This is a genomic window from Microbacterium ulmi (assembly GCF_011759705.1).
GTDB classification, from domain to species: Bacteria; Actinomycetota; Actinomycetes; order Actinomycetales; family Microbacteriaceae; genus Microbacterium; species Microbacterium ulmi.
Map to the genome: position 1 here is coordinate 582889 of NZ_JAAOZF010000001.1, position 26368 is coordinate 609256.

Annotated in this window: 27 protein-coding genes; 11 read left to right on the plus strand and 16 right to left on the minus strand. The window is 71.6% G+C overall.

The annotated features are described in order from the left end of the window. The first annotated feature begins 132 nt into the window (after positions 1 to 132). From FHS08_RS02765 to FHS08_RS02775, 3 genes are all read left to right on the plus strand, one after another. Positions 133 to 2109 (plus strand): heparinase II/III domain-containing protein, encoded by a 1977-nt coding sequence (locus FHS08_RS02765; protein WP_167035256.1) that lies wholly within the window; start codon positions 133 to 135, stop codon positions 2107 to 2109. Continuing rightward, complete coding sequence (locus FHS08_RS02770; RefSeq protein ID WP_167035258.1) at positions 2106 to 3212, plus strand: substrate-binding domain-containing protein; 1107 nt, start codon at positions 2106 to 2108, stop codon at positions 3210 to 3212. Before FHS08_RS02765 ends, FHS08_RS02770 begins: the two co-directional genes overlap by 4 nt. Before the next feature lie 261 nt (positions 3213 to 3473). Continuing rightward, positions 3474 to 3974: a glycosyltransferase gene (locus FHS08_RS02775; protein WP_167035260.1), complete on the plus strand. Its 501-nt coding sequence runs from the start codon at positions 3474 to 3476 to the stop codon at positions 3972 to 3974. 140 nt (positions 3975 to 4114) lie between these two features. Here FHS08_RS02775 and FHS08_RS02780 read toward each other — a convergent pair whose 3' ends face one another. From FHS08_RS02780 to FHS08_RS02805, 6 genes are read right to left on the minus strand one after another with little or no spacing between them, the layout of a single operon-like run. Then, positions 4115 to 4972, minus strand: a complete 858-nt coding sequence (locus tag FHS08_RS02780) for an SIS domain-containing protein (RefSeq protein ID WP_167035262.1) — start codon at positions 4970 to 4972, stop codon at positions 4115 to 4117. Next, positions 4959 to 5804 carry a phosphonate ABC transporter, permease protein PhnE gene (phnE, locus tag FHS08_RS02785; protein ID WP_167035264.1) on the minus strand — a complete coding sequence of 282 codons (846 nt, stop codon included), beginning with the start codon at positions 5802 to 5804 and terminating at the stop codon, positions 4959 to 4961. The genes FHS08_RS02780 and phnE (FHS08_RS02785) overlap by 14 nt, the downstream gene beginning before the upstream one ends. Further along, entirely contained in the window at positions 5801 to 6598 is a 798-nt protein-coding gene (phnE, locus tag FHS08_RS02790; RefSeq protein WP_167039539.1) for a phosphonate ABC transporter, permease protein PhnE, read from the minus strand. The genes phnE (FHS08_RS02785) and phnE (FHS08_RS02790) overlap by 4 nt, the downstream gene beginning before the upstream one ends. A gap of 5 nt (positions 6599 to 6603) precedes the next feature. Next, entirely contained in the window at positions 6604 to 7422 is an 819-nt protein-coding gene (gene phnC, locus FHS08_RS02795) for a phosphonate ABC transporter ATP-binding protein (RefSeq protein WP_167035266.1), read from the minus strand. Further along, a complete protein-coding gene (locus FHS08_RS02800; protein WP_167035268.1) occupies positions 7419 to 8399 on the minus strand; it encodes a phosphate/phosphite/phosphonate ABC transporter substrate-binding protein in 981 nt (326 codons plus the stop codon). Before FHS08_RS02800 ends, phnC begins: the two co-directional genes overlap by 4 nt. 59 nt (positions 8400 to 8458) lie before the next feature. Then, positions 8459 to 9145, minus strand: coding sequence for an HAD family hydrolase (locus FHS08_RS02805; RefSeq protein ID WP_208382188.1), 687 nt, complete (start codon positions 9143 to 9145; stop codon positions 8459 to 8461). Positions 9146 to 9219: 74 nt separating this feature from the next. On the opposite strand from FHS08_RS02805, the gene FHS08_RS02810 reads away from it, so the two are divergent. Then, a complete protein-coding gene (locus FHS08_RS02810; RefSeq protein WP_341800291.1) occupies positions 9220 to 9933 on the plus strand; it encodes an amino acid deaminase in 714 nt (237 codons plus the stop codon). 122 nt (positions 9934 to 10055) lie between these two features. On the opposite strand, the gene FHS08_RS02815 is transcribed toward FHS08_RS02810, so the two are convergent. Continuing rightward, on the minus strand, positions 10056 to 11534 hold the full coding sequence (locus FHS08_RS02815) for a helix-turn-helix transcriptional regulator (protein ID WP_167035270.1): 1479 nt from the start codon (positions 11532 to 11534) through the stop codon (positions 10056 to 10058). Positions 11535 to 11678: 144 nt separating this feature from the next. Here FHS08_RS02815 and aceA point away from each other — a divergent pair, with 144 nt between their 5' ends. The 3 genes from aceA (at position 11679) to FHS08_RS02830 (ending at position 15169) form a co-directional block, all read left to right on the plus strand. After that, positions 11679 to 13013 carry an isocitrate lyase gene (gene aceA, locus FHS08_RS02820; protein ID WP_167035271.1) on the plus strand — a complete coding sequence of 445 codons (1335 nt, stop codon included), beginning with the start codon at positions 11679 to 11681 and terminating at the stop codon, positions 13011 to 13013. A gap of 90 nt (positions 13014 to 13103) precedes the next feature. Next, positions 13104 to 14777, plus strand: a complete 1674-nt coding sequence (gene aceB / locus FHS08_RS02825; protein WP_167035273.1) for a malate synthase A — start codon at positions 13104 to 13106, stop codon at positions 14775 to 14777. A 170-nt stretch (positions 14778 to 14947) separates the two neighbouring features. After that, positions 14948 to 15169 (plus strand): hypothetical protein, encoded by a 222-nt coding sequence (locus tag FHS08_RS02830; protein WP_167035275.1) that lies wholly within the window; start codon positions 14948 to 14950, stop codon positions 15167 to 15169. 27 nt (positions 15170 to 15196) lie between these two features. Here FHS08_RS02830 and FHS08_RS02835 read toward each other — a convergent pair whose 3' ends face one another. After that, positions 15197 to 15535 (minus strand): hypothetical protein, encoded by a 339-nt coding sequence (locus FHS08_RS02835; RefSeq protein WP_167035277.1) that lies wholly within the window; start codon positions 15533 to 15535, stop codon positions 15197 to 15199. A 120-nt stretch (positions 15536 to 15655) separates the two neighbouring features. On the opposite strand from FHS08_RS02835, the gene FHS08_RS02840 reads away from it, so the two are divergent. The 4 genes from FHS08_RS02840 (at position 15656) to FHS08_RS02855 (ending at position 18999) form a co-directional block, all read left to right on the plus strand. Next, the gene (locus tag FHS08_RS02840; protein WP_167035279.1) at positions 15656 to 16873 is read left to right on the plus strand and encodes an aminotransferase class I/II-fold pyridoxal phosphate-dependent enzyme; all 1218 of its coding nucleotides are present in this window, start codon (positions 15656 to 15658) and stop codon (positions 16871 to 16873) included. A 100-nt stretch (positions 16874 to 16973) separates the two neighbouring features. Further along, a complete protein-coding gene (locus FHS08_RS02845) occupies positions 16974 to 17351 on the plus strand; it encodes a YciI family protein (protein WP_167035281.1) in 378 nt (125 codons plus the stop codon). After that, the gene (locus FHS08_RS02850) at positions 17348 to 17734 is read left to right on the plus strand and encodes a YciI family protein (protein WP_167035283.1); all 387 of its coding nucleotides are present in this window, start codon (positions 17348 to 17350) and stop codon (positions 17732 to 17734) included. Before FHS08_RS02845 ends, FHS08_RS02850 begins: the two co-directional genes overlap by 4 nt. A 68-nt stretch (positions 17735 to 17802) precedes the next feature. Next, complete coding sequence (locus FHS08_RS02855) at positions 17803 to 18999, plus strand: RNA polymerase sigma factor (protein ID WP_424960785.1); 1197 nt, start codon at positions 17803 to 17805, stop codon at positions 18997 to 18999. Positions 19000 to 19192: 193 nt separating this feature from the next. Here FHS08_RS02855 and FHS08_RS02860 read toward each other — a convergent pair whose 3' ends face one another. The 8 genes from FHS08_RS02860 to FHS08_RS02895 all read right to left on the minus strand — a co-directional run bounded on the left by FHS08_RS02860 (position 19193) and on the right by FHS08_RS02895 (position 26298). Beyond that, positions 19193 to 20329 carry a UDP-N-acetylmuramate dehydrogenase gene (locus FHS08_RS02860; protein WP_167035285.1) on the minus strand — a complete coding sequence of 379 codons (1137 nt, stop codon included), beginning with the start codon at positions 20327 to 20329 and terminating at the stop codon, positions 19193 to 19195. Between the two features lie 3 nt (positions 20330 to 20332). Next, positions 20333 to 20752 carry a MaoC/PaaZ C-terminal domain-containing protein gene (locus FHS08_RS02865; protein WP_167035287.1) on the minus strand — a complete coding sequence of 140 codons (420 nt, stop codon included), beginning with the start codon at positions 20750 to 20752 and terminating at the stop codon, positions 20333 to 20335. Next, positions 20749 to 21195: a MaoC family dehydratase N-terminal domain-containing protein gene (locus FHS08_RS02870; RefSeq protein ID WP_167035289.1), complete on the minus strand. Its 447-nt coding sequence runs from the start codon at positions 21193 to 21195 to the stop codon at positions 20749 to 20751. Before FHS08_RS02870 ends, FHS08_RS02865 begins: the two co-directional genes overlap by 4 nt. Before the next feature lie 100 nt (positions 21196 to 21295). Beyond that, entirely contained in the window at positions 21296 to 22093 is a 798-nt protein-coding gene (locus FHS08_RS02875; RefSeq protein WP_341800292.1) for a sulfite exporter TauE/SafE family protein, read from the minus strand. Next, positions 22090 to 22881, minus strand: coding sequence for a DUF2510 domain-containing protein (locus FHS08_RS16720; RefSeq protein WP_243847205.1), 792 nt, complete (start codon positions 22879 to 22881; stop codon positions 22090 to 22092). The genes FHS08_RS02875 and FHS08_RS16720 overlap by 4 nt, the downstream gene beginning before the upstream one ends. 77 nt (positions 22882 to 22958) lie before the next feature. Beyond that, the gene (locus tag FHS08_RS02885; RefSeq protein ID WP_167035293.1) at positions 22959 to 23960 is read right to left on the minus strand and encodes a sugar phosphate isomerase/epimerase family protein; all 1002 of its coding nucleotides are present in this window, start codon (positions 23958 to 23960) and stop codon (positions 22959 to 22961) included. A gap of 47 nt (positions 23961 to 24007) precedes the next feature. Next, positions 24008 to 25153, minus strand: a complete 1146-nt coding sequence (locus FHS08_RS02890; RefSeq protein ID WP_167039547.1) for a Gfo/Idh/MocA family protein — start codon at positions 25151 to 25153, stop codon at positions 24008 to 24010. Between the two features lie 98 nt (positions 25154 to 25251). Further along, positions 25252 to 26298, minus strand: coding sequence for a substrate-binding domain-containing protein (locus FHS08_RS02895; RefSeq protein ID WP_167035295.1), 1047 nt, complete (start codon positions 26296 to 26298; stop codon positions 25252 to 25254). Positions 26299 to 26368: the final 70 nt, after the last annotated feature.

The following is a 26368-nucleotide window of genomic DNA, read 5'->3' on the forward strand; positions in this document are numbered from 1 at the left end:
GTTCTCGAACGTTTTGGAGATTATCAACCGTTTTCGACCAATGCAAGTAACGATTTGACCTGATACGATCATTTTCGATCATCGCTCCACGACGATCAGCAGGAGTCGTCGCTCGACGGAGAGGAAGACGCCATGAGCACCGAGACGGTCGCGGGCGCCGGCACGCCTCTCGCGTCGGCCTTCGGCGAGGATGCCACGCCCGCCGCGCTCGCGGCGATCCTGACCGCGCCGCACCGCGCCCTTCCCGTCGCCCCCGCCGTCGACCGATCGGTGTGGGATGCCGTCGACGCGAGCGATGTGCGCGCCCGAGCCGAGGCAGACCTCGCGACGCCATGGCCCGTGCCGCTTGCGAGCGCGGCCGCCCGCGTGCACCGGGACGGCGACAGGTCGGCGTGGGAGGGCGCGGCCTTCGCCCGCCAGGACCGCCTGAGCCGAGCGACGGTGGTCGCCGCCGCGACGCTCGAGGAGCGATGGATCGACGAGGTCGTCGACGGCATCCAGCTCCTGTGCGAGCAGAGCTCGTGGTGCTGGCCCGCGCACGACGACGCGTTCGCACGACGCGGCGTCGTGCTCGCGACCGTCACGGACCCGTTCGTCGACCTCGGCGCGGGCGAGGTCGTCGGTCAGCTGGCCTGGATCGACCACGTGCTCGGCACGCACCTCGACGCACGGGCACCCGGCGTCCGGGAGCGGATCCGGCACGAGGCGCGCGCCCGCGTCGTCGACCCGTTCGTGACCCGAAGGGACTGGCACTGGCTCGGCCTCGACGGCGACGTGCACAACTGGAACCCGTGGATCCACGGCAATGTCCTCGTCGCGGCGCTGCGCCTGCTCGACGGCGACGGCGAAGCGGCGCTGCGCGCACGGACCGTCGCGCTCGTGATCGAGGGCCTCGACCGGTACGTCGCGTCGCTGCCCGCCGACGGCGCGATCGACGAGGGCTACTCGTACTGGTGGAACGGCGCGTGCCGCGCGCTCGAAGGCCTCGACCTCCTCGCACATGCGACCGACGGCCGGCTCTCCGCCGCGGATGCGGTGCCGGCGCTGCGAGAGACCGTCGCCTTCCCGCACCGCATGCACCTCGGCGGCGACTGGTACCTCAACCTCGCCGACGGCCCGGCACGACCGACTCCCGATCAGCCGTGGCAGGCGCTGCACCGTGCGGCGGTGCGGATCGGAGACGACGACGCCCGTCGGCACGCTGCATCCCACCGCGCGCGCCCGCCGCACGAGGCGGCCGGCCTCGGGCGGCTCCTGCGGGCGTTGACCGATCCGGACTGGTCCGTGGCTGGGCCCACGCGGCCCGAGGCTCCGCGCGCGCGTGGAGGGTCCGCAGCATCCGTCGCTGCTCCCCCGCTCGTACGGGACGTGTGGCTCCCCTCGACGCAGGTGCTCATCGCGCGCGAGCGCGCGGGCAGCGCCGACGGGCTGACGCTCGCGATCAAGGGCGGGCACAACGGCGAGCACCACAACCACAATGACGTCGGCTCGTTCGTCGTCGCGTCCGACGGCGTGCCCGTGCTCGTCGACGCGGGGCGTCCGACGTACACGGCCGCGACGTTCGGGCCCGACCGGTACGCGATCTGGACGATGCAGAGCTCATGGCACAACGTGCCCGAGATCCGGGGCATCGCGCAGAGCGCGGGCGCGGCATCCCGTGCTCGCGACGTGACGGCGACGGCGACGGATGCCGCGGCCTCGCTCTCGCTCGAGATCGCAGGCGCGTATCCCGCCGCCGGACTGCGCGGATGGCGGCGCACCGCGACGCTCGACCGCCGGACCGGAGGCGTGCGCATCGACGACGAGTGGGATCTCGAGCCGTGGACGGGAGCGCATGAGCCCGAGACCACCGTGCGCATGCTCGTCGCGGGACAGGTCGCGCTCGGGGCGGGGACGGCGCGGATCACCCCGCTCGACGGCGCCTCGCCCGTCGTCCTGCGCTGGCACGCCGACGTCGACGCGCGCACGATCGTGCGAGACCTCGACGATCCGTTGCTGACCGACGTGTGGGGCGCGCGGCTCACCCGCATCGACCTCGTCGTCACACAGCGGCGACGACTGTCGGTCACGGTAGAAAAGGACCTATCGACCCTCGAGGATGAGCGATGACCGACCAGACGCAGCACGCTCCGCTCGCTCCTGCGCGCCACGCGCACGTCCTCGCGGCGCTCGCGCGCGACGGGATCGTGCGGGTCTCGCAGCTCATCGACGAGCTCGGCGTCGCCCCCGTCACGCTGCGGCGCGACCTCGCGCAGCTCGAGGAGGAGGGCCTGCTCGTGCGCGTGCACGGCGGCGCCGTCTCGCCGCAGGGCGCGAATCCCGAGCCGACTCCCGCCGCGCCCGCGGAGGACCGCACGGGCGGCTCGATCGCCGTGCTCGTGCCGTCGCTGAACTACTACTGGCCCAACGTCGTGCGCGGCATGGAGCAGGAGGCCCGTCGGCTCGGCTACCGGCTCCTGCTGCGCGGGGCGTCGTACGAGCTCCAGGACGAGCGGCCCGTGCTCGAGCGGATCGTCGCGAGCGACGACATCCGCGGCCTCATCCTCGCCCCCAACACCGACACGGCCCACGCGCAGGACGTCGTGCAGTGGCTCGCCGAGTGCGGCCTGCCGAGCGTCCTCGTGGAGCGGGATGCCGTCGTCCTGCCCGGTCGCGAGCCCGTCGAGAACGTCACGACCGATCACGCGCTCGGCGCCGTGCTCGCGGCGCGCCACCTCGCGGCGCTCGGACACCAGCGAGTCGGCCTCATCCTCTCGAGGGATTCGCCGACGGGCCGGAAGATCGTCAAGGGCTGGGATGCCGCCTGCGCCGAGCTCGAGCTGAGCCCGACGCAGCACTTCGAGCAGCTGTTCCCCGACCGCAACAGCCCCGACTTCTCGGCCGCCGTCGACGCGGCCCTCGACACGGCGCTGGAGACCGGGGTCACGGGTCTGCTCGTGCACTCCGACCCCGAGGCGATGGCCTTCATAGACATCGCCCTGAACCGCGGCATCTCGGTGCCCGGCGACCTGTCGGTCATCGCGTACGACGACGAGGTCGCCGAGCTGTTCACGCCGGCCCTCACCGCGGTCAGTCCGCCGCGCGCCGCGGTGGGCGCCGCCGCCGTCGACCTCCTCGCGCGGCGCCTCGCAGACCCGGGCCGTCCCGTCCACCGCGTCGTGCTGAGCCCCACCCTCAACGTCCGGCAGTCGACCGCCCGCCGTTCGCAGTGAGGGCCGTGATGACGGCATCCGCTCGTCGCCCGGCCCTCTCCCAGACTTCGCAGATTCACGCCGAGCGCGCAGGAGACCTCGCAGGGCCGTGCGAACTACGCGGCATTCTGCGAAGTCTGTGAGCCGCTGTCGGCCGTGCCGCTCGGGCGCCGCGGCCGCAGGAGGCTCAATCGACGAGCAGCAGGCGGGGCAACGCGTCCTTGAGCCACGCCCCGAGGCGCTCCACGCTCCACCGTCGACAACGACGACCCGCACAAGCTCATGATCCCCGCGATCGAGGCTCTCGCCGGCCAGGGCAGGCTGCTCGTCGTCGCGACCGGCGGAGCCGGAACGGCCGAGCTGCGGGCGCGCTACCCGCGCGACGACGTGCTGATCGAGGACTGCGTCGACTTCGAGCAGGCGTTCCCGCACACGCAGGTCTACGTCACGAACGGCGGTCTCGGCGGCGTGCTGCTCGCGCTCAGCCACGGGGTTGCGCTCCTCGTCGCCGGCATGCGCGAGGGCAAAGGCGACATCAACGCCCGCCTGGCGAGCCGCGGCCTCGCGGTGGACCTCCGCACGGAGAAGCCGTCCACTCGGGCGATCGCTCGCGGCGCCGAGCGCGTCCTGGGCGACGCCGGTATGACGGAGCGCGTCGCGGGGGTCGCGGCATCCCTCGCCGCCCTCGACTCCGTCGAGCTCGTCGTCCGCGGGATCCTCGACCGCGTGCCGGACAGCGATCCACCGCGGGCGCACCGCCCCGCCGACGCGACCGCCGATTGAGCATACGGCACGGTGACCCCTCGACCGCCGCGTGCGCAATGGCGGGGATCCGGGCCGCCACGCCGTGCCGCGGCATCCACCACCGGCGTGTCGCCCCATCGATCCGCCGTTGCGTACACGATCCGGGCCGCCGCGCCGCGTCAGGGGGTGTCGCCGAGATTCTCCGAAAGGATCTCGAGCACGTTCGCACGCGATCGCCGGGCGCCGTCGTGCATCGTGCGGGCGACGGCGTCGACGAACGCCTCCACGAACACGGCGTGCGCGACGCGGGACGTGTGCTCGAGCTCCTCGCGGAAGCTCGCTCCCGCGGGGGCGATGACGAGCACGACGTCGGCCCGCTCCGTGAGGGAGGATGCCGCGAACGAGGTCAGGGCGACGACCCGCGCGCCGGCGGTGCGCGCCGCGGCCGCCGCGCGCAGGCTCGCCTCGTTGGCGCCGGATCCGCTGATGACGACACACACGTCGTCGGCGTCGAGGTGGCGCGCGGCGATCTGCTGGGCGATCGTGTCGGCGACGGTCTCGGCGGGTCTGCCCACCGCCGTCAGGCGCATCGCGAGGTCCGACGCGACGGGGGCCGACAGTCCGTTCGCGACGACGAGCAGCCGCCGCGCTCCGCGGATGGCCTCGACGGCGGCCTCGACATCCTCGTCCGTCAGCAGGCTCGTCGCGGCGCGCAGGCTCTGGGCCGTGCGGTCGATGTCGGCCCGGATGCCGCCGAGCACGCTCGAGCCGTAGTCCTCACCCGTCTCGATCTGGCGGCCGAGCTCGGCGGCGAGGGCGACGCGCAGCTGCGGGTAGCCCCGGTACCCGAACGTCTGACACGCGCGCACGACGGTCGAGCGGCCCACGCCGATGCGATCGGCGAGCTCCTGCGCGGTCAGCTCGATGACGGTCTCGGGCTCCCCGACGATGAGGTCGGCGACGCGGCGCTCGCTGGGCTGGAGAGAATTGCGCACGGCCGCGATGCGCACGGTCGTCGGTGCGTCAGGTGCGGACACTCGGACCCTCCATGATGCGGCGGCGGATGCGGCCCGACACGGCGTCGATCGTCATCGTGACGACGACCACGACGATGAGCAGCATCCCCACTGTCGACCACTCACGGTACTGCGTGTACGACGTCAGCATGTCGCCGATGCCGCCGACGCCGATGAGACCCAGGACCGCCGACGCGCGCACGTTGATCTCGAACCGGTAGAGCCAGAACGACAGGAACGTGGGAGACGCCTGCGGCCAGACTCCCCAGCGCAGCACCTGGCTCGTCGAGCCGCCCGCCGCGCGGGCCGCCTCGATGGGCCCCGGCGGCACGGCCTCGACGGCTTCGTACCCCCACTTGCCGAGCGTGCCGACGCCGTTGAGCGCGAGGGCGAGGGCCCCCGTGAGCGGGGTCAGGCCCGTGACGGACAGGATGATGATCGCGAAGACGAGCTCGGGCACGGCGCGGATGACCGAGAACACGAGCCGCAGCGCCCACCGCACGGGCGCGGGGCCGAAGCCGCGCGCCGCGACGAGGCTGAGCGGTGTCGCGACGAGGATGCCGAGCACCGTGCCGATCCACGCCATCTCGACGCTGCGCCACGTCTGCCAGAGCGCCTCTGGCAGCTTCGACCAGTTCGGCGAGCCGAACATGAGCCCGACGTAGCGCAGCACCTCGGCGGGAAGCTCGACGAGCCGCGACCACGTGATGTCGACCGACCAGAACGACGCGACGACCACGACGGCGACGACGGTCCATGCGACGGCGCGGAGGGGGCGGCGCGGGCGCGGAGGAAGGGCGAAGGATGCCGCGGCCGGCGCCGATGCACGGCTCGTCGACGCGGGCGCGCTCATACGAGCCTCCGGCGGATCGCGTCGCTCACGGCGTCGATGATCACGACGATGACGAGGATCTCGAGGATGATGAGCGAGAGCTGGTCGTACCGGTAGTACGTGCGCACGGCGTCGATGAGCAGGCCGATGCCGCCGGCGCCGACCAGGCCCAGCACGGTCGATGCCCGCACGTTCAGCTCGAACACGTACAGGGTCTGCGACACGAAGGACGGCCACGCGTCCGGCAGGGCGACCGTGCGGTTGATCTGGGTCTGCGTGCCGCCGGCGGCGCGGCCGGCCTCGAGGGGACCGGCATCCATCGTCTCGATCGACTCCGAGACGAGCTTGACGACGATGCCGACGTTGAACAGGACGAGCGAGATGATCCCGGGGAGCGCCCCGACGCCGACCATCGCGACGAGCACCGACGCGTAGACGAGCTCGGGAACGCTGCGGACGACGTTCAGGATGCCGCGCAGCGCGCCGCGCGTCCATCGTCTCGGGTTCGTCGGCCGCGCCGCCCACATGCTCAGCGGCAGCGAGATCGCCGCGCCCACGGCCGTGCCCAGCACCGCCATCTGCAGCGTCTCGAGCATCGGCGCGACGGTCCGGGGGAAGAACGACCAGTCGGGCTGGAGGAGCTGCCCGACCCGGATCGCGCCCTGCTGCCAGTTGCGCACGATCGCCGACAGGTCCAGTCCCACGCCGATGACGGGGAGACACATCACGACCGTGAGGGCGGCGACAGCGCCGAACGCGAGCCACGGCTTCCACCGGCCCCCTGGCCGGGCGGGCGGCGCCGGCGCCGTCGTCATGGTGCTCATCGATCGAGCCGGTCGGCCGCCGTGAGCGAGCGGCCGTAGATCTCCTCGAACACGGCGTCCGAGGCATCCGACGCAGGCCCGTCGTACACGATCTCGCCCGCGCGCATGCCGATCATGCGCGTGCCGTACTCGCGCGCGAGATCGAGCAGGTGGAGATTGACGAGGACCGTGATGCCGAGGTCCTGATTGATGCGGCGGAGGTCGTCCATGACGCCGCGAGCCGTCGGAGGGTCGAGGCTCGCGACGGGCTCGTCGGCGAGCACGATGCGCGGCTGCTGCGCGAGGGCGCGCGCGATCGCGACGCGCTGCTGCTGCCCGCCCGACAGCGCGGACGCGCGCTCGTACACCTTCGAGAGGATGCCGACCCGGTCCAGCGCCTCGTACGCGAGCCGCCGATCGGCCTCGCGATAGGCGCCGACGAGCGTGCGCCACAGCGCGGTGTGGGCGAGGCGGCCCACGAGGACGTTGTTGAGCACGGTCGTGCGGCCCGCGAGGTTGAAGCTCTGGAAGACCATGCCGATGTGGCCGCGCAGCTCCCGCAGTGCGGCGGCCGACGCACCGTCGACGCGCCGGCCGCCGACCTCGACCTGTCCGTCCGTGGCGGGCACGAGCCCGTTGATCGTGCGGATGAGCGTCGACTTGCCCGAGCCCGAGAGTCCGACGATCGCGACGAGCTCGCCCGCCGCGATGTCGAGGTCGACGCCGCGCAGGCCCACGGTGCCGTTCGGGTAGCGGACGGTGACGCCGGAGAGACGGATGCCCCACGGCGCCGGAGCGGGAGCTCCGGCGCCGTGGGTCGCGAGGGTCGTGGTCACTGCAGTCCGAGCTGCTGCGCCGCGCGCGCGACGACGTCGAGCGACGACGGGTCGGCGGGGGCGAGCTTCGTGATCGAGTAGATGCTCTGGAGCACCGTCGAGCCCTCCTCCGTGTTGGAGAAGTCCGCGAGCGCCGTCGCGATGCGCGCGCGCAGCTCGGGCGAGAGGTCCTTCGAGAGGGCCACGCCGTCGTTGGGGATCTCGTCGGTCAGCGCGAAGACGACGACCTTCTGCCCGACATCCGGGGTGTCCTTCACGACGATGTCGCGCGCGTCCCAGAAGCTGAAGCCCACCTCGGCGTCGCCGTTGTAGACCGCGAGCACCGACGCGTCGTTGGCCGTGACGGGCACGCTCTCGAAGTCGTTGTCGATGTCGAGGCCGGCCTCCTTGAGCGCGAGCATCGGATAGATGTAGCCGGCGGGCGAGCCAGGACCGAGGACTGCGACCTTCGAGCCCTTGACCTTCGTGATCGAGTCGAGGCCGGCGGGGCCCTGCAGCGCGTCGGCGCCGTTGCAGAAGAGCTTGCCGTCGCGCTCGACGGGCTCGTCCTCGCAGAACTTGTCGGGGTTGTTCGTCATGAACTGGCCGGGGTAGGTGATGTTGCCGTTGCGCTCGGTCTGGAGCACGACCTCGGCACCGTACCGGTCGTTGGCCTGCCACAGCTGGAGCGAGGGCAGGAAGCCGATCTGCGCCTGGCCGGCGCCCATCGCCTCGACGGCTGCCTGGTAGTCCTTCGAGACGACGCCCGTCACGGTGATGCCGAGCTCCTCCGTGAGGAAGTCGGTGAGCGGAGCGGCCGTGTCGACGAGGCCCGCCTGGTCCTGCGAGGGCACGAGCGCGAGCACGAGCGACGTGGGGTCGGCGGGAGCCGTGCCGGCTGCTTCGGGATCGGCGTCGCTCGCGCAGCCCGCGAGCGCGACGGACGCCAGCGCCGCCGCGGCGACCGCGGACGCGATGCGGATTCTCTTGCTGTTCATGGTTCCTCTTTCGATGGATGGTGCCGTGGTGGGAGTGCGGAGGCGAGGTCGGGGCGTGTTCAGGGAAGACGGACGGATGCCGCCCACTCGGCGAGCGCGGGGAGCAGCTCCTCGAGGGTCGGCGCCCGGAAGGTGGGCATCGCGTCGGCGTCGGCATAGCCGCCGACGAACGCCGTCGCGTGCCCGCGCGCGTGCGCGGGTGCGAGATCGTTGCGCCACACGTCGCCGATGCTCAGCACGGGCGCCGCGGGGTCGAGCTCGTCGAGGAGCCGCTCGAGGCCGTGCGGCTTGGCGGCATCCGAGACGACGCGGTCGAACAGGCCCGTGAGCCCCATCGCCGCGAGCGCCTCGTCGAGCCTCGTCGCCGGCGCGTTCGTGACGAGGACGCGGTCGGCGTCCACGTCGCGCAGGAACGCGGCCAGTCCTCGGGGAGCCTCGACGAGGGCGGCGGGACCGCCGAGCTGGGCCCGGCTGAGAGCGTAGGCGGCCGCCAGGTCGTCGTCGCCGACGCCGCGCGCGAGGGCCTCGCGCCTGATGAGGTCGTAGCCGTCGACGACGTCGGCTCGCGGCCCGCGGAGAGACAACGCGACGGCGTCGACGAAGCCGGCGTCGGGCAGTGCGCTCTCCGCCACGGCCCGGGCGTACGCGAGGAGCGGGCCGTCGCCGAGGGCGACGGTTCCGTCGAAGTCGAAGATGATGGTGGGACGGGGCACGGGTGAGAACTCCTGTCTGGACGCATCGTCCATGATGCACAGGATATGTGGACGCTTTGCCCCCGCGATGTAAACACTGGATGAACTCGTGCCGATAGCGTGGACGGGTGGACGCCTCAGACGCCGCGACGGATGCCGCATCCCCCGCCCCGAGGGACACGGCGCAGCGATACGCGTCAGCCTCGGAGTCAGACGCGGCGGCCATCGCGCAGCTGGACGCCTGGTCCGCGAGGGCGGAGGCCGATCCCGTGGGCGCGATCGACGCGCTGCCGTGGCTGGCGGACTCGCTCGAGCGTGACGCCCGCGCCGATCGGTTCGCGCACTGGGGGCGGTCGACGGTGATCGACGAGAACGTCGGCGTCGCCGTGCTCCCCCGCGGACCGTTCGACGAGCTGCACCGCCGCGCGGGCATCGACGCTCGGTGGCCGGTCGGCCACGCCGGCGTCCTGCACGTGTACGGCTACCTGCTGTCGACCGTGCCGACGCCGTACGGGCTCAAGCGTGCGCGCTGGCTCGACGGGGGGCTCGCGGAGGCGTGCGGGCTCGGACGGGCGGGCCTGCTCCCGTGGCGGGGCGGCGGCACGCTGCTCGCCCGCGCGACCGTGTCGGCCCGGCGGCTGCTCGCCGAGAGCGCGGTGCGCACGGAGGAGGTCGACGGACGACGGGCGGTCATCGCGATCGGCCGGGCCGCGGCATCCGGGGTCAGCCCTCTCGCCTACGCGATCGACGGGCGCCTCGTCACGATGTTCCCCGTCGACGACGCCGCTGCCCTCCTCGCCGGACTCGGCGCGCCGCGTCTGCGCTGGAACGCCGCGCACTGACCCGGAGACTCGCCCCGCCGTTCCTCGCTCACAGACTTCGCAGAATCGCGCCTTCCTCGGCGAGATCTCGCGCGATGATGCGAGGAAGAGCGATTCCTGCGACCTCTGTCGACCCCGACGGGTCAGCGCGGCGCGTGCGCCTCGAGGAATTCGTAGAGATCGGTCGTGTCGACGCCCGGGAACGAGCCCGTCGGCAGGGTGGCCAGGAGCGTCCGCGGGGTGCGGACGTTTGGCCACGAGTTGTCGCGCCACTCCGACTCGAGCTCGGCGGGAGCGCGCCGGCAGCACACCTCGACGGAGTGCTTCGACACTCCCCTGTTCTGCGTATCGCGGCCGAGGAACCACTTCGTGTCGTCGAAGCGCACACCCACCGACACGGAGTGCGCGCCCTCGCTCGACAGCTCGACGCGGGCCGTGCACCAGTACGTGCCGTTGCCCGTGTCGGTGTACTGATAGTACGGGTTGAAGTGGTCGTCGACGTCGAAGACCGCGCGCGAGGTCCACCTGCGGCAGCACATCTGCCCCTCGATCGCACCGAGACGGTCGGTCGGGAAGTTCACGTCGTCGTTCTCGTACGCCTTCGTGATGGTGCCGGACTCGTGCACCTTGAGGAAGTGCACGGGGATGCCGAGGTGCACCGTGGCGAGGTTCGTGAACCTGTGCGCCGCCGTCTCGTACGAGACGGAGTACGCGTCGCGGAGGTCCTCGATCGAGATCGCGCGATCCTGCTTCGCGTCCTGCAGGAAGGGCACGGCGTGCGACTCGGGGATCAGCAGCGCCCCCGTGAGGTAGTTCGTCTCGACGCGCTGGCGGAGGAACTCGGCATAGCTCGTCGGCTCGCGATGCCCCAGGATGCGGCTCGAGAGCGCCTGCAGCACGGCCGTGCGGGGGTCGCCTTTCGACGTGACCCTGCTGGACAGATAGAGCCGGCCGTTCTTGATGTCGGCGACGCTGCGGGTCGTCTGCGGCAGGTCGGGCACATAGTGCAGCGTGAACCCCAGGTGGGCCGCGATGTCGGATGCCGTCCGCTGCGTCAGCGGACCCCCGGGGTGGTCGACGGCGTGGAGGATGCGGCGTGCCTGCTCCTCGAGCTCGGGGAAGTAGTTGTCCTGCGTGCGCATGAGCCGGCGCAGGGCCACGTTGGCCCGGCGCGCCTCCTCCGGCGTCGCGGCGCGCTCGTCGCGCAGCCGGTCGATCTCGCCCTGCAGCGCGAGCATCGCGGTCAGCGCCTCCGTCGGCACCGTCTTGCCGATGCGGAAGGCCGGGATGCCGAGCGCCTGGAACGTCTGTCCCTTCATGGCACGTTCGAGCGCGATCTCGAGCGTCGCGCGCTCGTCGAGCGGCTCGGACTCGAGGAGGGACTCGAGCGCCGTGCCGAGCGCCCGCGCGATGGCGCGCAGGAGCGTGAGCTTCGGCTCGCGCCGCCCGTTCTCGATCATCGAGAGCTGGCTCGGCGCGCGGTCGACGAGCGCTGCGAGCTCTTCGAGCGTCAGTCCGCGCTCGGTCCGCAGCTGACGGATGCGCCGGCCGATCGTGAGGGAGTCCACTCCTTCATCGTCCGGGATGCCGGCGCGCGGATCGCGAGCAGGAGACAGCGTCATACGGGAATTCTGTCACGTTTGCAGAATTTCGATGAAACTTCACATCCGATTCGGCCAAGACGGGTCGGAATCTTCACCCAGAGTGGACACACGACTCACCGCCGAGGCATCCGCTTCTCGGTCCCACCGACAGGAGAACCGCTCATGACCACTCACTCCGCTCCCGGCCGGCCTCCCCTCCGCGCCCGCGGTCCGCTGCGATATGGAGACCAGACGGAGACCGCCGCCGAGCTCCAGGAGATCTGGGACACCGACCCCCGCTGGGACGGCATCGAGCGCACCTACACGGCCGAGGACGTCGTCCGCCTGCGGGGCTCGGTGCGCGAGGAGAACACCCTCGCCCGCCGCGGCGCGGAGAACCTCTGGAACCTCCTCCACACGGAGGACTACATCCGCGCCCTCGGCGCCTATACGGGCGGCCAGGCCGTGCAGCAGGTGCGCGCAGGCCTCAAGGCCATCTACCTGAGCGGCTGGCAGGTCGCCGCCGACGGAAACCTCGCGGGCCAGACCTACCCCGACCAGAGCCTGTACCCCGCCAACTCCGTGCCCGCCGTCGTGCGGCGCATCAACAACGCGCTCATCCGCCAGGACCAGATCGAGCACGCCGAGGGCGAGCTCACGCAGGACTGGCTCGCGCCGATCGTGGCGGATGCCGAGGCCGGCTTCGGCGGTCCCCTCAACGCGTACGAGCTCGCGCAGTCGCTCATCCAGTCCGGCGCCGCCGGCATCCACTGGGAGGACCAGCTCGCGAGCGAGAAGAAGTGCGGACACCTCGGCGGCAAGGTGCTCGTGCCGACGCAGCAGCACATCCGCACGCTCAACGCGGCTCGGCTCGCGGCCGACGTCTCGGGTGTGCCGACCGTCATCATCGCCCGCACCGACGCCCTCGCGGCCGACCTGCTCACGAGCGACGTCGACCCCCGAGACCAGGAGTTCACGACGGGCGAGCGCACGAGCGAGGGCTTCTACCGGGTGCGACCGGGCCTCGAGTCGGTCATCAGCCGCGGGCTCGCTTTCGCGCCGTACGCCGACCTCATCTGGGTCGAGACGGGCGAGCCCGACATCGAGCTGGCGCGCGAGTTCGCCACCGCGATCCACGAGCAGTACCCGGGCAAGCTGCTGGCCTACAACTGCTCGCCGAGCTTCAACTGGAAGCGCCACCTCGACGACGAGCAGATCGCGACGTTCCAGAAGGAGCTCGCCGACCTCGGCTACAAGTTCCAGTTCATCACGCTCGCGGGCTTCCATGCCCTCAACTACTCGATGTTCGACCTCGCTCAGGGCTACGCCCAGCGCGCCATGAGCGCGTACGTCGAGCTGCAGGAGGCCGAGTTCGCGGCCGAGGCTCGTGGGTACACCGCCACGAAGCACCAGCGCGAAGCCGGCACGGGATACTTCGACTTCGTCTCCTCGGCGCTCAACCCCGACAGCGCCACCCTCGCCCTCGTCGGATCGACCGAGGCAGAGCAGTTCCACTGATCCAGTGATCCGGATGCCGCGCCCCGGCCGATCACGCCGGGCCGCGGCATCCCCACCCGCACGTCACACCTCACAGGAAAGAACCGGGCCATGACACCCACCGCCACGGGCTTCGCGCCCACGACGACACCCCTTCACACCCACACGGGTCCCGCGATCGAGATCACCGGCCGCATGGGACCCCGCTACGACGAGATCCTGACTCCCGAGGCGGTCGCGTTCCTCGCGGAGCTGCACCACAGATTCTCGGGTCGCCGGCACGACCGGCTCGCCGACCGCATGCGCACCCGCTACGAGATCGGCAACGGGCGCGACCCGAAGTTCCGCGACGACACTGCTCACATCCGCGAGGATGCCGAGTGGCAGGTCGCGGGCGCGGGACCGGGCCTCGAGGACCGGCGCGTCGAGATCACGGGTCCGACCGACCCCAAGATGACGATCAACGCCCTCAACTCGGGCGCCAAGGTATGGCTCGCCGACCAGGAGGACGCGACATCCCCCACGTGGAAGAACGTCATCGAGGGCCAGCTGTCGCTGTTCGACGCGATCCGCGGCCGGCTGACCTTCACGAGCCCCGCGTCTGAGACCGCGCCGGGCAAGGAGTACCGCGTCACGGCAGAGCGGACGCCGACGATCGTCATGCGTCCGCGCGGCTGGCATCTCGTCGAGAAGCACATCCGCTACACCGACCGCGCGGGGCGGGACTTCGCGGCATCCGGGTCGCTCGTCGACTTCGGGCTGTACTTCTTCCACAACGCGAAGCAGCTCATCGCGAACGGACGTGGGCCGTACTTCTACATCGCCAAGCTCGAGTCGAGCGAAGAGGCGCGGCTGTGGGACGAGATCTTCACGTTCTCGGAGGAGTACGTCGGCATCCCGCACGGGACGATCCGTGCGACCGTCCTCATCGAGACGCTGCCCGCGGCGTTCGAGATGGAGGAGATCCTGTTCGAGCTGCGCGACCACATCGCGGGCCTGAACGCCGGCCGCTGGGACTACATCTTCTCGATGATCAAGAACTACCGCGGCCGCGGCGCCCGGTTCGTGCTGCCCGACCGCAGCCAGGTCACGATGACGGTGCCGTTCATGCGCGCCTACACCGAGCTGCTCGTCAAGACGTGCCACAAGCGCGGAGCGTTCGCGATCGGCGGGATGAGCGCGTTCATCCCGAACCGGCGCGACCCCGAGGTGACCGAGCGCGCGTTCGAGAAGGTCGCGGCCGACAAGAAGCGCGAGGCCGGCGACGGCTTCGACGGCACGTGGGTCGCGCACCCCGACCTCATCCCGGTCGCGCAGGCCGAGTTCGACGCGGTGCTCGGCGACCGGCCGAACCAGGTCGACCGTCAGCGCCCCGAGGTCGACGTGCAGGCCGAGCAGCTGCTCGACGTGCACATCGGACTGCCGATCACGGCGGAGGGGGTGCACGGCAACGTGTCGGTCGCCGTGCGGTACATCGAGGCGTGGCTGCGGGGGCTCGGCGCGGTCGCGATCGACAACCTCATGGAGGATGCCGCGACCGCCGAGATCTCGCGCAGCCAGGTGTGGCAGTGGATCCACCAGGACCGCGAGACCGAGGACGGCACCAGGATCACGCGCGAGTACGTCGAGGGACTCCTGGCCCGAGTGCTCGGCGAGGTCGACCGGTTCGAGGGGGACCGGTTCGACGACGCCGCCGAGGTGTTCCGCGAGGTCGCCCTGCGCGATGAGTTCCCGGCGTTCCTGACACTGACGGCGTACGCGAAGCACCTCGTCGACGCGGACTGACGTCCAGCACGCGCGGATGCCTCGGGCCCGATCGGTCCGAGGCATCCGTGCCTGTGCTCCTCCGCCAGGCACCGTCACCGACCTCTCTCCACGCGTCGGCGACCTCGACGGACTCTCCCTGCTCGATGCTGGCAAGGTCATGGCACTCGGCCCTGACTGAAGGGGTGTACGTGTCCACCGAGACGATCGCCATCGTGATCAGCACCGCCGGCCGGCTCCTCGGCCTTCTGACGACGTTCTTCGGCGCGTTCGCTTGGATGATCAGACGCACGGACGCGCGGTTCGAGAGGCTCGGCGAACGGATCCGCGCCGTCGAGACCGAGCTCGTCGAGGTGAAGATCGGGATCGCCCGCCTCGAAGGCCCGCCGCGACGACTCGTGCCCGCGCGCTGAGCGGTTGCGGACGGAGCGGCTGCGAGTTCAGACGCGCGACGTCTCGCGCTGCCGGGAGCGCGTCTCCGCGGCGGCCGATGCCGCGGCCCTCTCGGCACGCTCGATGCGCTGCCCCCGGACGGCGCCGGCGATGGCGAACGCGAACAGCCACGTCCCCGCGGCGATCGTGACCGTCGCCGAGGTCCGGAACGCGGCGTCGGGATCGATCAGCAGCACGAGGCCGCCCAGCGACAGCACGCCGCCGAGCACGGCGCCGACAGCGCCCACCCTCGTCACGACGCATCCGCGCGCGAGCCACCATGCGACGATGCCCGCGACCACGAGGGCGATCGCGAAGACCACTGCTCCCCAGATCCATGCGCCCATGCGTGCCACGGTAGCGTTCGCGGGCGACCGGCGGGAGCCCCCTCGCGCGCAGCCTCGTCCGGTCGGCCGTCCCGGTCGTCGCACAGGCCGCGCGGGAGCTTCCCGACTACGCTCGAAGGCGTGACAGAACGCGCTCCGCTCTCCCGCAGGCCCACGCTCTCCGACAAGCTCGGCGCCATCGCCGAATCGGCGACCCTCAAGGTCGACGCGAAGGCCAAGGCACTCCAGGCCGCAGGCCGGCCCGTCATCTCGTATGCGGCGGGCGAGCCCGACTTCGCGACGCCGCAGTTCATCGTGGATGCCGCAGCCGAGGCACTCCGCAGCCCCGCGAACTTCCGCTACACGCCTGCCGCGGGGCTTCCCGTGCTCCGCGAGGCGATCGCCGCGAAGACGCTGCGCGACTCGGGCCTCGAGGTCGACGCCTCGCGAGTGGTCGTCACCAACGGCGGCAAGCAGGCCGTCTACCAGGCCTTTCAGGCGGTCGTGAACCCGGGCGACGAGGTGCTGCTGCCCGCGCCGTACTGGACGACGTATCCCGAGGCGATCGCGCTGGCCGACGGCATCCCCGTCGAGGTCTTCGCCGGCGCCGACCAGGAGTACAAGGTCACCGTCGAGCAGCTCGAGGCGGCCCGCACCGAGCGGACGACGGCGCTCGTGTTCGTGTCGCCGTCGAACCCCACCGGCTCGGTGTACACCCCCGAGGAGACGAAGGCGATCGGCGAGTGGGCCGTCGAGCACGGCATCTGGATCATCTCCGACGAGATCTACCAGAACCTCGTCTACGAAGGCGTCCGCGCCGTGTCGATCGTCGAGGCGGTGCCGGATGCCGCGGCCCAGACCATCCTCGTCAACGGGGTCGCGAAGACCTACGCCATGACGGGCTGGCGCGTGGGCTGGATGGTGGGCCCCGCCGAGGTCATCAGGCTCGCGGCCAACCTGCAGTCGCACCTGACGAGCAACGTCAACAACATCGCTCAGCGCGCGGCCCTCGCGGCGCTGACCGGTCCGCAGACCGAGGCCGACCGGATGCGCGTCGCGTTCGACCGTCGCCGCAGGCTCATCGTCTCGGAGCTCTCGAAGATCGAGGGCATCGTCGTCCCGAACCCGCTCGGCGCGTTCTATGTCTACCCCGACGTGCGAGGCCTTCTCGGCCGCGAGTGGCGGGGCAAGACCGTGCACACGTCGCTCGAGCTCGCCGACCTCATCCTCGACGAGGCCGAGGTCGCCGTCGTGCCGGGCGAGGCGTTCGGCCCGAGCGGCTACCTCCGCCTCTCCTACGCGCTCGGCGATGACGCGCTCCTGGAGGGCGTGCAGCGCCTGCAGGGACTGTTCGCGTAGCTCACCGGCATCGCCTCCACCCCGATCGCAGGCGGGTGTCGAAACCGGGTTCCCCCGTTCGTCGTCCTCACATAGCGTGACAACGAGAAGGGAACGCGACATGAGATATCTGCTGCTGGTGTGGGTCGACGAGGAGGCCGAAGCCGCCGAGCTGCCGCCGGGGACGATCGAGACCTGGATGGACGATGTCCAGGGCTCCGGCATCCGCCTCGTCGGGGGCGCCCTCGACGCGCCCGCGAGATCCACGCTCGTACGGGAGCGCGGGGGCGAGCTCCTCGTCACGGACGGCCCGTTCGCGGAGTCGAAGGAGTGGATCGGCGGTTTCGACCTGCTCGAGTGCGACAGCCTCGACGAAGCGCTCGGCGTCGCGCGGCGCCATCCCATGGTGGCCCTCGGCTCGATCGAGCTGCGGCCCATCGTGAGCCTCGGCATCCCGAGCGAAGAGCGCGTCGTCGCGTCGGACGGGGTGAAGGCATGAGGTACTTCATGTTCGTCGTCGCCGATCCGGCGGCCGAGCCCTACGACCACGAGCAGGACACGATCGGGCAGTGGGTGGACGAGATGACCGAGCGCGGCATCTCGATCACGGGCGAGCGCCTGCGGCCCGTCGATGATGCCACGACCGTGCGCATCCGCGGCGGCGAGCTGCTCGTGAGCGACGGCCCGTACATCGAGGCCAAGGAGTGGGTCGCGGGCTTCGACATCCTCGAGTGCCGCGACCTCGACGAGGCGATCGAGGTCGCCTCGAAGCATCCCATGGCGCGCTTCGGAACGCTCGAGCTGCGCCCGTTCTGGCCGCTCCAACTCGATGACGCGGGGCGTCCCGTCGACGACGTCCGCCCCGAGGAGGACCGCGCCTGAACGTCGGCGAGGCGCTCGCGCGCGCCCACCGCGAGGAGTGGGCGCGCATCGTCGCGACGATCATCCGCGTGACGGGCGACTGGAGTCTCGCAGAGGATGCCGCACAGGACGCGTTCGAGCGGGCGGCGGAGCGCTGGCCCGGCGACGGCATCCCGTCGAATGCCGGCGCGTGGCTCACGACGGTCGCGCGGAACGCGGCCCTCGACCGGCTGCGGCGGCAGGCGAACGAAGCGCGCAAGCTCCAGGAGGTGGGGGTCATGGACCAGCTCGCGGGCGGGTCGTCCGCCCCCGATGCGGCCGACGTCGTCGCGCGCACGTGGGACGAGGATGCCGATGACCGGCTCCGCCTCGTCTTCACGTGCGCGCACCCCGCGCTCGCGATGGAGGCGCGGGTCGCGCTCACCCTGCGCACGGTCGGCGGGCTCACGACGGGCGAGATCGCCCGGGCGTTCCTCGTCCCGGAGGCCACGATGGCGCAGCGCATCGTGCGGGCGAAGCGGCGGATCGCGCACGCGGGGATCCCGTATCGCGTCCCGGACCTGGCAGAGCTCCCCGAGCGCCTCGACGGCGTGCTCGCCGTGCTCTACCTCGTGTTCACGGAGGGATATGCCGCGACCTCCGGCGGTGCGCTCGTGCGCGTCGACCTCGCGGCCGAGGCGATCCGGCTCGTGCGCCTCGTGCTCGACATCGTCGCCCCCGACGCACGGGACGAGCCGCGGGCCCTCCTGGCCCTCATGCTCCTGCAGCACTCGCGCCGCGGAGCGCGCACCGACGCCGTCGGCGATGTCGTGCCGATGGAGGACCAGGACCGGCGCGCGTGGGATCGCGATGACCTCGCCGAGGCGTCGGCGCTGCTGCGTGAGGCGCACACCGTGCGCGGTGGATACCGCGTCCAGGCCGAGATCGCGGCGGAGCACGCGTTCGCTCCGACCGCCTCCGCGACCGACTGGGCACGGATCGTGCAGCTGTACGACGAGCTCGCGACCTTCTCGGCGTCGCCGTTCGTCGCCCTCAACCGCGCCATCGCGATCGGCTTCGCCCGGGGCGCCGACGCAGGGCTGGCCGAGCTCGCGCGGATCGAGGCGTCCGGCGCCCTGCCCGGGTATCACCTGCTGCCCGCCGCGAGGGCCGACCTGCTGCGCCGCTCGGGGCGCACGGATGCCGCGGCCGACGCCTACCGCACGGCGATCGCGCTCGCCCCGACGCTGCCCGAGCGCCGGTTCCTGGAGCGACGCCTCACGGATCTCGCGGGCCTCGAGAGCTGAGAGGCCTCCCCGCCGGTCCGCGCGTGTCGATCCCGACCGTCCTCGTTCGTCGTGTTCGTGAACGACCAGAGGAGGACGGCATGGGAATCCCCCGCGCACTCATGGAGCTGATCGCCGCGATCGCCAACCTGCGGCCCGACGACCGCGACGACTTCGTCGTCGCGGCGTCCGACGGCGAGGGGCTGCGGCCGCGCTAGAGCTCGACGCCCACGAGCACGGGCTCGGGCTGCAGGACCAGCCCGAACTCGGACTGCACGCGACCCTGGATGAAACGGGCGAGCTCTGCGAGCTCTGCGGCCGTCGCGCCCCCTCGGTTCGTCAGGGCCAGCGCATGCTTCGACGAGAGCGCCGCGCGCGACCGTGGCAGCCGGAAGCCCTTGCGCAGACCCGCGTGCTCGATGAGCCACGCGGCGCTGACCTTGACCTCGGACTCGCGGACGACCGTCGGCGGGATGTGCCCGTCGTATGCCGAGAGGGGGATGACGAGCACGGCGTCGAGGTCGGGCGACATGGGCCAGCGCGGACACTCGTCGGGAAGCGTCCGCGCGAAGGACGCCGACACGATCGCGTTCTGGAAGAACGACCCCGCGCTGTAGGTGTCGGGGTCGTCCTCGTCGAGCACCATGCCCTTGCGACGCCGCGTCGCGAGCACGTGCTCGCGGATCCACGCGACGCTCACGGCGTCGTCGAGGCCGAGCCCCAGCGCCGTGCGCAGCTGCTCGCCGGCGATGGGCCGCTCCACGTGGCCCACGTCGGCGAGCTCGAGCGTGACGGAAAGGATCACCGCCGGGCGCGCCGGCACCGATCCGTAGTGCTGCTTGAGCACGGACGTGCGAAACCCCAGACCCAGCTCGGCCGCGGGGACGGTGGAGACCTCGCCCGTCGATTCGTCGATCAGCTCGACCTCCACGAGGGTCTGCACGATCTCCTGCCCGTACGCGCCGATGTTCTGCACGGGCGCGGCGCCCACCGTGCCCGGGATGCCGGACATCGCCTCGATGCCCGCGAGACCCTCCGCGACGGCGTAGGCGACCAGGTCGTCCCAGCCGTGGCCGGCCTGGGCGCGCAGGCGCGTGAGCCCCGGGCGCGGCGATGGGATCCGCTCGACGCCCTCCGTCCGCACGCGCACGACCGTGCCGTCGAACGGCTCGTCGCCGACGAAGAGGTTCGAGCCGCCGCCGAGCACGAGCCACGGCTCGCCGGAGGCCCAGACCTCCCGCAGGGTCGCGACGAGCTCGTCGGTCGTGAGGGCGTCGACCATGCGCGCGGGGACGCCGCCCGTTCGCAGCGTCGTCAGCTGCGCGAGCGGGAGCGGGGCCATCGGGGGCATCGGCTACGGGCGGACCCGCACCTGGGCCCGGCCGAGCACGGTCGTCTGGCCGTGCGTCACGGTGAGGTCGATGCGCACGGCATCCTCTGCAACGGCGCCGACCTTGGCGACGACCGTCAGGTCGGCGCCCGCGACGGGATCGACCACGACGGGTCGCGTGAACTTGACGCCGTACTCGAGGACGCGGCCCGCGTCGCCGAGCCACGGAACGATCGTCTGCACCGCGATCCCCATCGTGAGCATGCCGTGGGCGAGCACGCCGGGGAGCCCCACGGCGGAGGCGACGTCGTCGCGGTAGTGGATCGGGTTGAAGTCTCCCGAGGCGCCCGCGTAGCGCACGAGCGACTCGCGCGTGAGGTGGATGCTGCGTTCGGCGACGACGTCGCCGACGGCCAGGACGTCGCCGATCGCGAGGCCGCTCATTCGCCTGCTCCCACGAGGAGGACCGACGTCGAGGTGACGACGTGGTCGCCCGCGGCATCCGTGATCTCGGCCTCGCTCGTGACGAGGGCGTTGCCGCCGAGCGTCCGCACGGCGGTGACCGACAGCTGCGCCGTGAGCTCGTCGCCCGCGACGATGGGCCGCGTGTAGCGGAACCGCTGCTCGGCGTGGACGGTGCGCTCGAGCGCGATGCCCGAGTCCGGCACGGCCAGCAGCTGCTGCAGCGTGAGGTCCTGGACGACCATCGCGAACGTCGGCGGCGCGACGACGTCGCGGTAGCCGAGCGCGCGCGCTGCGGCGGGGTCGACGTGCTGCGGGTCGGAGGCGAAGACGGCACGAGCGAACTCGCGCACCTTCTCGCGGCCCACGAGGTAGGGGTCCGTCGGCGGGAAGGCGTGGCCGACGAGCTCGGGGTTCACTGGCATCGGTCCATCCTACCGAGCCGTGCATTCCGCGCCGGCGTGCAGCCCGGCACCCCGGCAGCCCGGCAGCCCGGCACCCCGGCACCGCCTGCGTGCCCTCGCCTCAGCCGCGGCGGCCGCGGATCGTGCGCAGCGCGAGCTGCACGCCGATGAAGACGAGGAAGATCGCGAACAGGATGTTGCCCACGAGCGGGTCGACGAGCGTCGCGATCCATGCGCCGAGAGCCGTCGTGGTGCACGCCGCGGCGCCGACGACGGCGGCCGCGACGAGGTCGACGTTGCGCCGTCGCACGTTGCCGATCGTTCCCGAGATCGCCGTCGGGATCATCATGAGCAGCGACGTGCCCTTCGCGACGAGATCGCTCGTGCCGAACCCGAGCATGAGCGCGGGGACGACCACGATGCCGCCGCCGACGCCCAGGAGACCCGCGAGGATGCCGGTGACGACCCCCACCGCCGCGAGGGCGAGAAGGATGCCGACGCTCAGCGGGAGCTCGGCATCCCGCGACGGAACGACGATGAAGAGCATGACGATGACGACGGCCAGGAATCCGATGAAGCCCCACCGCAGCACCGTGACGGGCAGTCGCGGCAGCAGCCACGTGCCGATCTGCGCCCCCACGACGGCGCCCACCGCGAGGACGAGCGCGGGGATCCAGGCGACCGAGCCGTGCACGGCGTAGGAGATGACCCCGACCGTCGCCGTCGGAACGATCGCTGCCAGCGACGTGCCCGCCGCGAGCCGCTGGTCGAACTTGAGCAGCAGCACGAGCAGCGGCACGATGACGGTGCCGCCCCCGACGCCGAACAGGCCCGACAGGAGACCCGCCGCGAGGCCGATCGAGATGCAGACGAGGAAGAACCGCGCCGAGCGCCGCGGTCGCGCAGTGTGCTCGCTCACTTGGCCGTGAGCTCGTCGATGCGCCAGGTGCCGCCGTCGTCGACGACGGTGTACTCGTAGACGTCGACGACGTCCTCCGGCTCGTCGAGCGGCCGGCCGTCGTCGTCGATGACGAAGGAGTACGACTCGGACGTGCCGACCACGACGGCCTCGTCGGTGCGGCGGATGCTCGTCACGGCGACGTCGTAGTCGATCGTCGCCTCCGCGAACAGGGTGACCTGCTCCTCGAACTCGGCGCAGTCGGCGAAGCCGTACTCGGAGCGGAAGTAGTCCGTCGTGGCGGCCTGGTAGGCGGCGCAGTCGACGTCCTGCCATGCGCGGTCGTACAGCTGCACGGCGGCGACGGAGGCCCTCTCGTCGTCGGTCGCGGGGGCCGCCGAGCCTCCCGTGAGCACGGAGATCAGGAAGGGGATCGCTGCGACGGCCGCGGCGACGAGCCCCAGCACGACGACGCCGATCACGACCCACAGGATCCAGATTCTCGACGTCGGCCGCGCAGGCGGGTCCGCGGCCGCTGCATGCCCGGGGGGTGCGGTACCTGCGCCCGAGGGCACGGCGCTCTGGGGCACGGCGCCCGGGTATCCCTGCGGCGCCGTCCCGACGTGTCCCTGCGGCGCCGTTCCCGGGTGTCGCTGCGACGGCGTCGCGCCGGGTCCCTGCGACGGCGTCGCGCCGGGGATCGCGACGGGGACCGCGGTGGGCGGCTGCACGTGAGCCGTCCATGCGCCCCCGTCCCACCAGCGCACTGCGCCGTGCCCGTCGTCGTACCATCCGGGAGGAGTCGTCATGCCGTCACCCTACCCGGGCCGGCGGTCGTGCCCGGGCGAACCGGGACGAGCGCCGCCCGTTCGGTGCGCGCTCGAGGTCAGTGGCTGCTGAACGCGGCGTCGAAGGCCGCAGCGGACGGCTCGTAGGTGGAGAGCCGGCGGACGAACGCGAGGGCCTCGGGCGCGCCGACGAGACGGTCCATGCCGGCATCCTCCCATTCGACCGACAGCGGGCCTCGGTAGCCGATCGCGTTGAGCATGCGGAAGGCGTCCTCCCACGGGACGTCGCCGTGCCCCGTCGAGATGAAGTCCCAGCCGCGCCGGGGATCGGCCCACGCGAGGTGGGACGAGAGCCGGCCGCTGCGGCCGTCGAGCCGCTTCTTCGTGTCTTTGCAGTGCACGTGGAAGATGCGGTCCTGGAAGTCCCACAGGAACGAGACGGGATCGAGGTCCTGCCACACCATGTGACTCGGATCCCAGTTGAGCCCGAACGACTCGCGGTGGCCGATCGCCTCCAGAGTGCGCTTGGTCGTCCAGTAGTCGTACGCGATCTCGGACGGATGCACCTCGTGCGCGAAGCGCACGCCGACCTCCTCGAAGACGTCGAGGATCGGGTGGAACCGCTCGGCGAAGTCGGCGTAGCCGGCATCCACGAACTCCTGCGAAGCGGGCGGGAACATCGCCACGGCCTTCCAGATCGACGACCCCGTGAATCCGGTGACGGTCTTCACGCCGAGGGCGGCCGCCATCCGCGCCGTGCTCTTCATCTCCTCCGCAGCGCGCTGCCGCACGCCTTCGGGGTCGCCGTCGCCCCACACGCGATCGTTCAGGATGTCGCGGTGACGCTGGTCGATCGGGTCGTCGCACACGGCCTGACCCGCGAGGTGGTTGGAGATCGTCCACGTCGTGAGTCCGTTGCGCTCGAGGATGTCGAGCCTGCCCTGCACGTAGGCCGCGTCATCCCATCGCGACACGTCGAGGTGGTCGCCCCAGCAGGCGATCTCGAGTCCGTCGTAGCCCCACTGTCCCGCCAGCCGGGCGACCTCCTCGAACGGGAGATCGGCCCACTGGCCCGTGAACAGGGTGATCGGTCGCGCCATCGCGGTTGTCCCTTCTTCGTCGTCGTTCAGGTTCAGGATGCCGCAGCTCACGCGTCGGTCGGCACCCACGCGCTTCCAGCCGCCGAGCTGCGTTCGACGGCGTCCAGCACGCGCTGGATGTGGAGTCCGTCGGCGAACGACGGCGAGGGCTGCGTGCCCTCGTGGACGGCTGTCACGAAGTCGACGACCTGATGCGAGAAGCCGTGCTCGTACCCGAGCATGTGGCCCGGGGGCCACCACGGTGCGAGGTAGGGGTGGTCGTGCTCCGTCACGTAGATCCTGCGGAACCCCTGCTCGAGCGGCGGCAGCGTCGCGTCGTAGAACTCGAGCTCGTTGAGCCGTTCGAGGTCGAACGCGAGGGCGCCCTTCGATCCCGAGACCTCGACGCGCAGCCCGTTCTTGCGGCCCGTGCGGAACCGGGTCGCCTCGAACGACGCGAGCGCGCCCGACTCGAGGCGTCCCGTGAACAGCGCGACGTCGTCGACCGTCACGGGCCCGCGCTGATCCGACGCCGTGCCGGAGAGCCCGACCCCCTCGCCGAGCAGGGGCCGCTCGGTCACGAGCGTCTCCAGGATTCCCGACACGGTCGCGACCCGTTGGCCGGTGATGTACTCCGCCAGGTCGACGGCGTGCGCTCCGATGTCGCCCAGCGAACCCGATCCGGCACGATCCTTCTGCAGGCGCCACGTGAGCGGCGCCTCGGGGTCCGTGAGCCAGTCCTGCAGGTACTCGGCGCGCACCTGGCGGATCTCGCCGAGCCTGCCGTCCGCGACGAGCTTCCGCGCGAACGTCGTCGCGGGGACGCGCCGATAGGTGAACCCGACCATCGAACGCTGCCCGCGCGCGAAGGCCGCGGCCGCGGCATCCGTCATCGCCTCCGCCTCGGCGACGGTGTTCGCGAGCGGCTTCTCGCACAGGACGTGCTTGCCCGCCTCGAGCGCCGCGAGCGCGATCTCGGCGTGCGTGTCGCCCGGCGTCACGATGTCGACGACGTCGATGTCGTCGCGCGCGACGACCTCGCGCCAGTCGGTGGCGCTCTCGCGCCAGCCCCACTTGCCGGCCGCCGCGTGCACGGCGGCGGCGTCGCGCCCGACGACGACATCCATCGTCGGGGCGAGCGGCAGGTCGAAGAAGCGCGGGGCGACGCGCCATCCCTGCGAGTGCGCGGCCCCCATGAAGCCGTAGCCGATCATGGCGACGCGGAGCGATTCGGTCAACGCGGTGTGTCCTCTCGTGCGGCGAAGGTGCGAGTCGGGGCGCCCGGCGCTCGGCCGGACGCCCCGAACGGCGATCAGGAGGCGAAGGCGAGGTCGATGAAGTCGGCCACATTGTCCTTCGTCACGACCGGCGCGTCCAGCACGATGCGGTTGGGCACGCTCGGCGTGATGAGGTCGCCCATCGTCTTCTGCTGCGCGATGAGGCGCGCGAGCGCGATGCCGTCGGCGGCCTGCGTCGACGGGTAGATGACGGTCGCCTTGAGCACCGAGTCGTCGGCCTGGATGGCCTCCATCGCGTTGCGGCTGCCTGCGCCGCCCATCATGAAGAACTCGTCGCGACCGGCGGAGCTGATCGCCGCGAGCACTCCGACGCCCTGGTCGTCGTCGTGGTTCCAGATGGCGTCGATGTGCGGGTTGGCGGCGAGCAGCTGCGATGCCGCCGTCTCACCGCCGGCGACCGTGAAGTCCGCGGCGACGCGGGCGTCGACGTCGAGCCCGCAGTCCTCGAGGGCGTCCTCGAAGCCGCGCGAGCGGTCCTGCGTGAGGGGGAGCGAGTCGATGCCGGCGATCTCGGCGACGATCGCGTCGGAGTTGTCGCCGAGCTGCTCGCAGATGTAGGTGCCGGCGCTGACGCCCATGCCGTAGTTGTCGCCGAGGATCGTCGCGCGAGCCGCGAACGGGCTCGAGAACTCCCGGTCGACGTTGATGACGGGGATGCCGGCCTGCATGGCCTTGATGGCGACCTCCGTGAGCGCGGCGCCGTCGGTAGGGAGCAGGACAATCGCGTCGACGCCCTCGTTGATGAACGTCTCGACCGCGGCGATCTGAGCGCTGGCGTCGTTCGTGCCCTCTGCGACCTTGAGCTCGACGTCGTCGAAGCTCTCGGCGGCCGCCTGAGCGCCGGAGTTGATGGCACCCAGCCAGCCGTGGTCTGCGGCAGGGCCGGAGAATCCGATGACGACCGTCTCTCCCGCTGCGGCGTTCTCCTCGCTGGTCGTGCCCTGATCGACGACGTCCTCGTCGGTGTCGCCCGCCGTGCAGCCGGCGAGGAGCGCGATGGCGGCGACGGCGGCGAGGCCCGCAACGGCCACCCGCGACCGCGTGGTGCGCTGTGAGTGCATGTGCTTCCTCCTTGAATGCGAATGCAGGTCGGCGATGCGACGCGGCGAGGCAGTCCACGCACGTGAGCGT

Coding starts and splice junctions, on each gene's coding strand:
- FHS08_RS02765 (WP_167035256.1), top strand. CDS start 133: ATGAGCACCGAGACGGTCGCGGGCGCCGGCACGCCTCTCGCGTCGGCC.
- FHS08_RS02770 (WP_167035258.1), top strand. CDS start 2,106: ATGACCGACCAGACGCAGCACGCTCCGCTCGCTCCTGCGCGCCACGCG.
- FHS08_RS02775 (WP_167035260.1), top strand. CDS start 3,474: ATGATCCCCGCGATCGAGGCTCTCGCCGGCCAGGGCAGGCTGCTCGTC.
- phnE (WP_167035264.1), bottom strand. CDS start 5,804: ATGAGCGCGCCCGCGTCGACGAGCCGTGCATCGGCGCCGGCCGCGGCA.
- phnE (WP_167039539.1), bottom strand. CDS start 6,598: ATGACGACGGCGCCGGCGCCGCCCGCCCGGCCAGGGGGCCGGTGGAAG.
- FHS08_RS02800 (WP_167035268.1), bottom strand. CDS start 8,399: ATGAACAGCAAGAGAATCCGCATCGCGTCCGCGGTCGCCGCGGCGGCG.
- FHS08_RS02805 (WP_208382188.1), bottom strand. CDS start 9,145: ATGGACGATGCGTCCAGACAGGAGTTCTCACCCGTGCCCCGTCCCACC.
- FHS08_RS02815 (WP_167035270.1), bottom strand. CDS start 11,534: ATGACGCTGTCTCCTGCTCGCGATCCGCGCGCCGGCATCCCGGACGAT.
- aceA (WP_167035271.1), top strand. CDS start 11,679: ATGACCACTCACTCCGCTCCCGGCCGGCCTCCCCTCCGCGCCCGCGGT.
- aceB (WP_167035273.1), top strand. CDS start 13,104: ATGACACCCACCGCCACGGGCTTCGCGCCCACGACGACACCCCTTCAC.
- FHS08_RS02835 (WP_167035277.1), bottom strand. CDS start 15,535: ATGGGCGCATGGATCTGGGGAGCAGTGGTCTTCGCGATCGCCCTCGTG.
- FHS08_RS02845 (WP_167035281.1), top strand. CDS start 16,974: ATGAGATATCTGCTGCTGGTGTGGGTCGACGAGGAGGCCGAAGCCGCC.
- FHS08_RS02850 (WP_167035283.1), top strand. CDS start 17,348: ATGAGGTACTTCATGTTCGTCGTCGCCGATCCGGCGGCCGAGCCCTAC.
- FHS08_RS02860 (WP_167035285.1), bottom strand. CDS start 20,329: ATGCCCCCGATGGCCCCGCTCCCGCTCGCGCAGCTGACGACGCTGCGA.
- FHS08_RS02865 (WP_167035287.1), bottom strand. CDS start 20,752: ATGAGCGGCCTCGCGATCGGCGACGTCCTGGCCGTCGGCGACGTCGTC.
- FHS08_RS02870 (WP_167035289.1), bottom strand. CDS start 21,195: ATGCCAGTGAACCCCGAGCTCGTCGGCCACGCCTTCCCGCCGACGGAC.
- FHS08_RS16720 (WP_243847205.1), bottom strand. CDS start 22,881: ATGACGACTCCTCCCGGATGGTACGACGACGGGCACGGCGCAGTGCGC.
- FHS08_RS02885 (WP_167035293.1), bottom strand. CDS start 23,960: ATGGCGCGACCGATCACCCTGTTCACGGGCCAGTGGGCCGATCTCCCG.
- FHS08_RS02890 (WP_167039547.1), bottom strand. CDS start 25,153: ATGATCGGCTACGGCTTCATGGGGGCCGCGCACTCGCAGGGATGGCGC.
- FHS08_RS02895 (WP_167035295.1), bottom strand. CDS start 26,298: ATGCACTCACAGCGCACCACGCGGTCGCGGGTGGCCGTTGCGGGCCTC.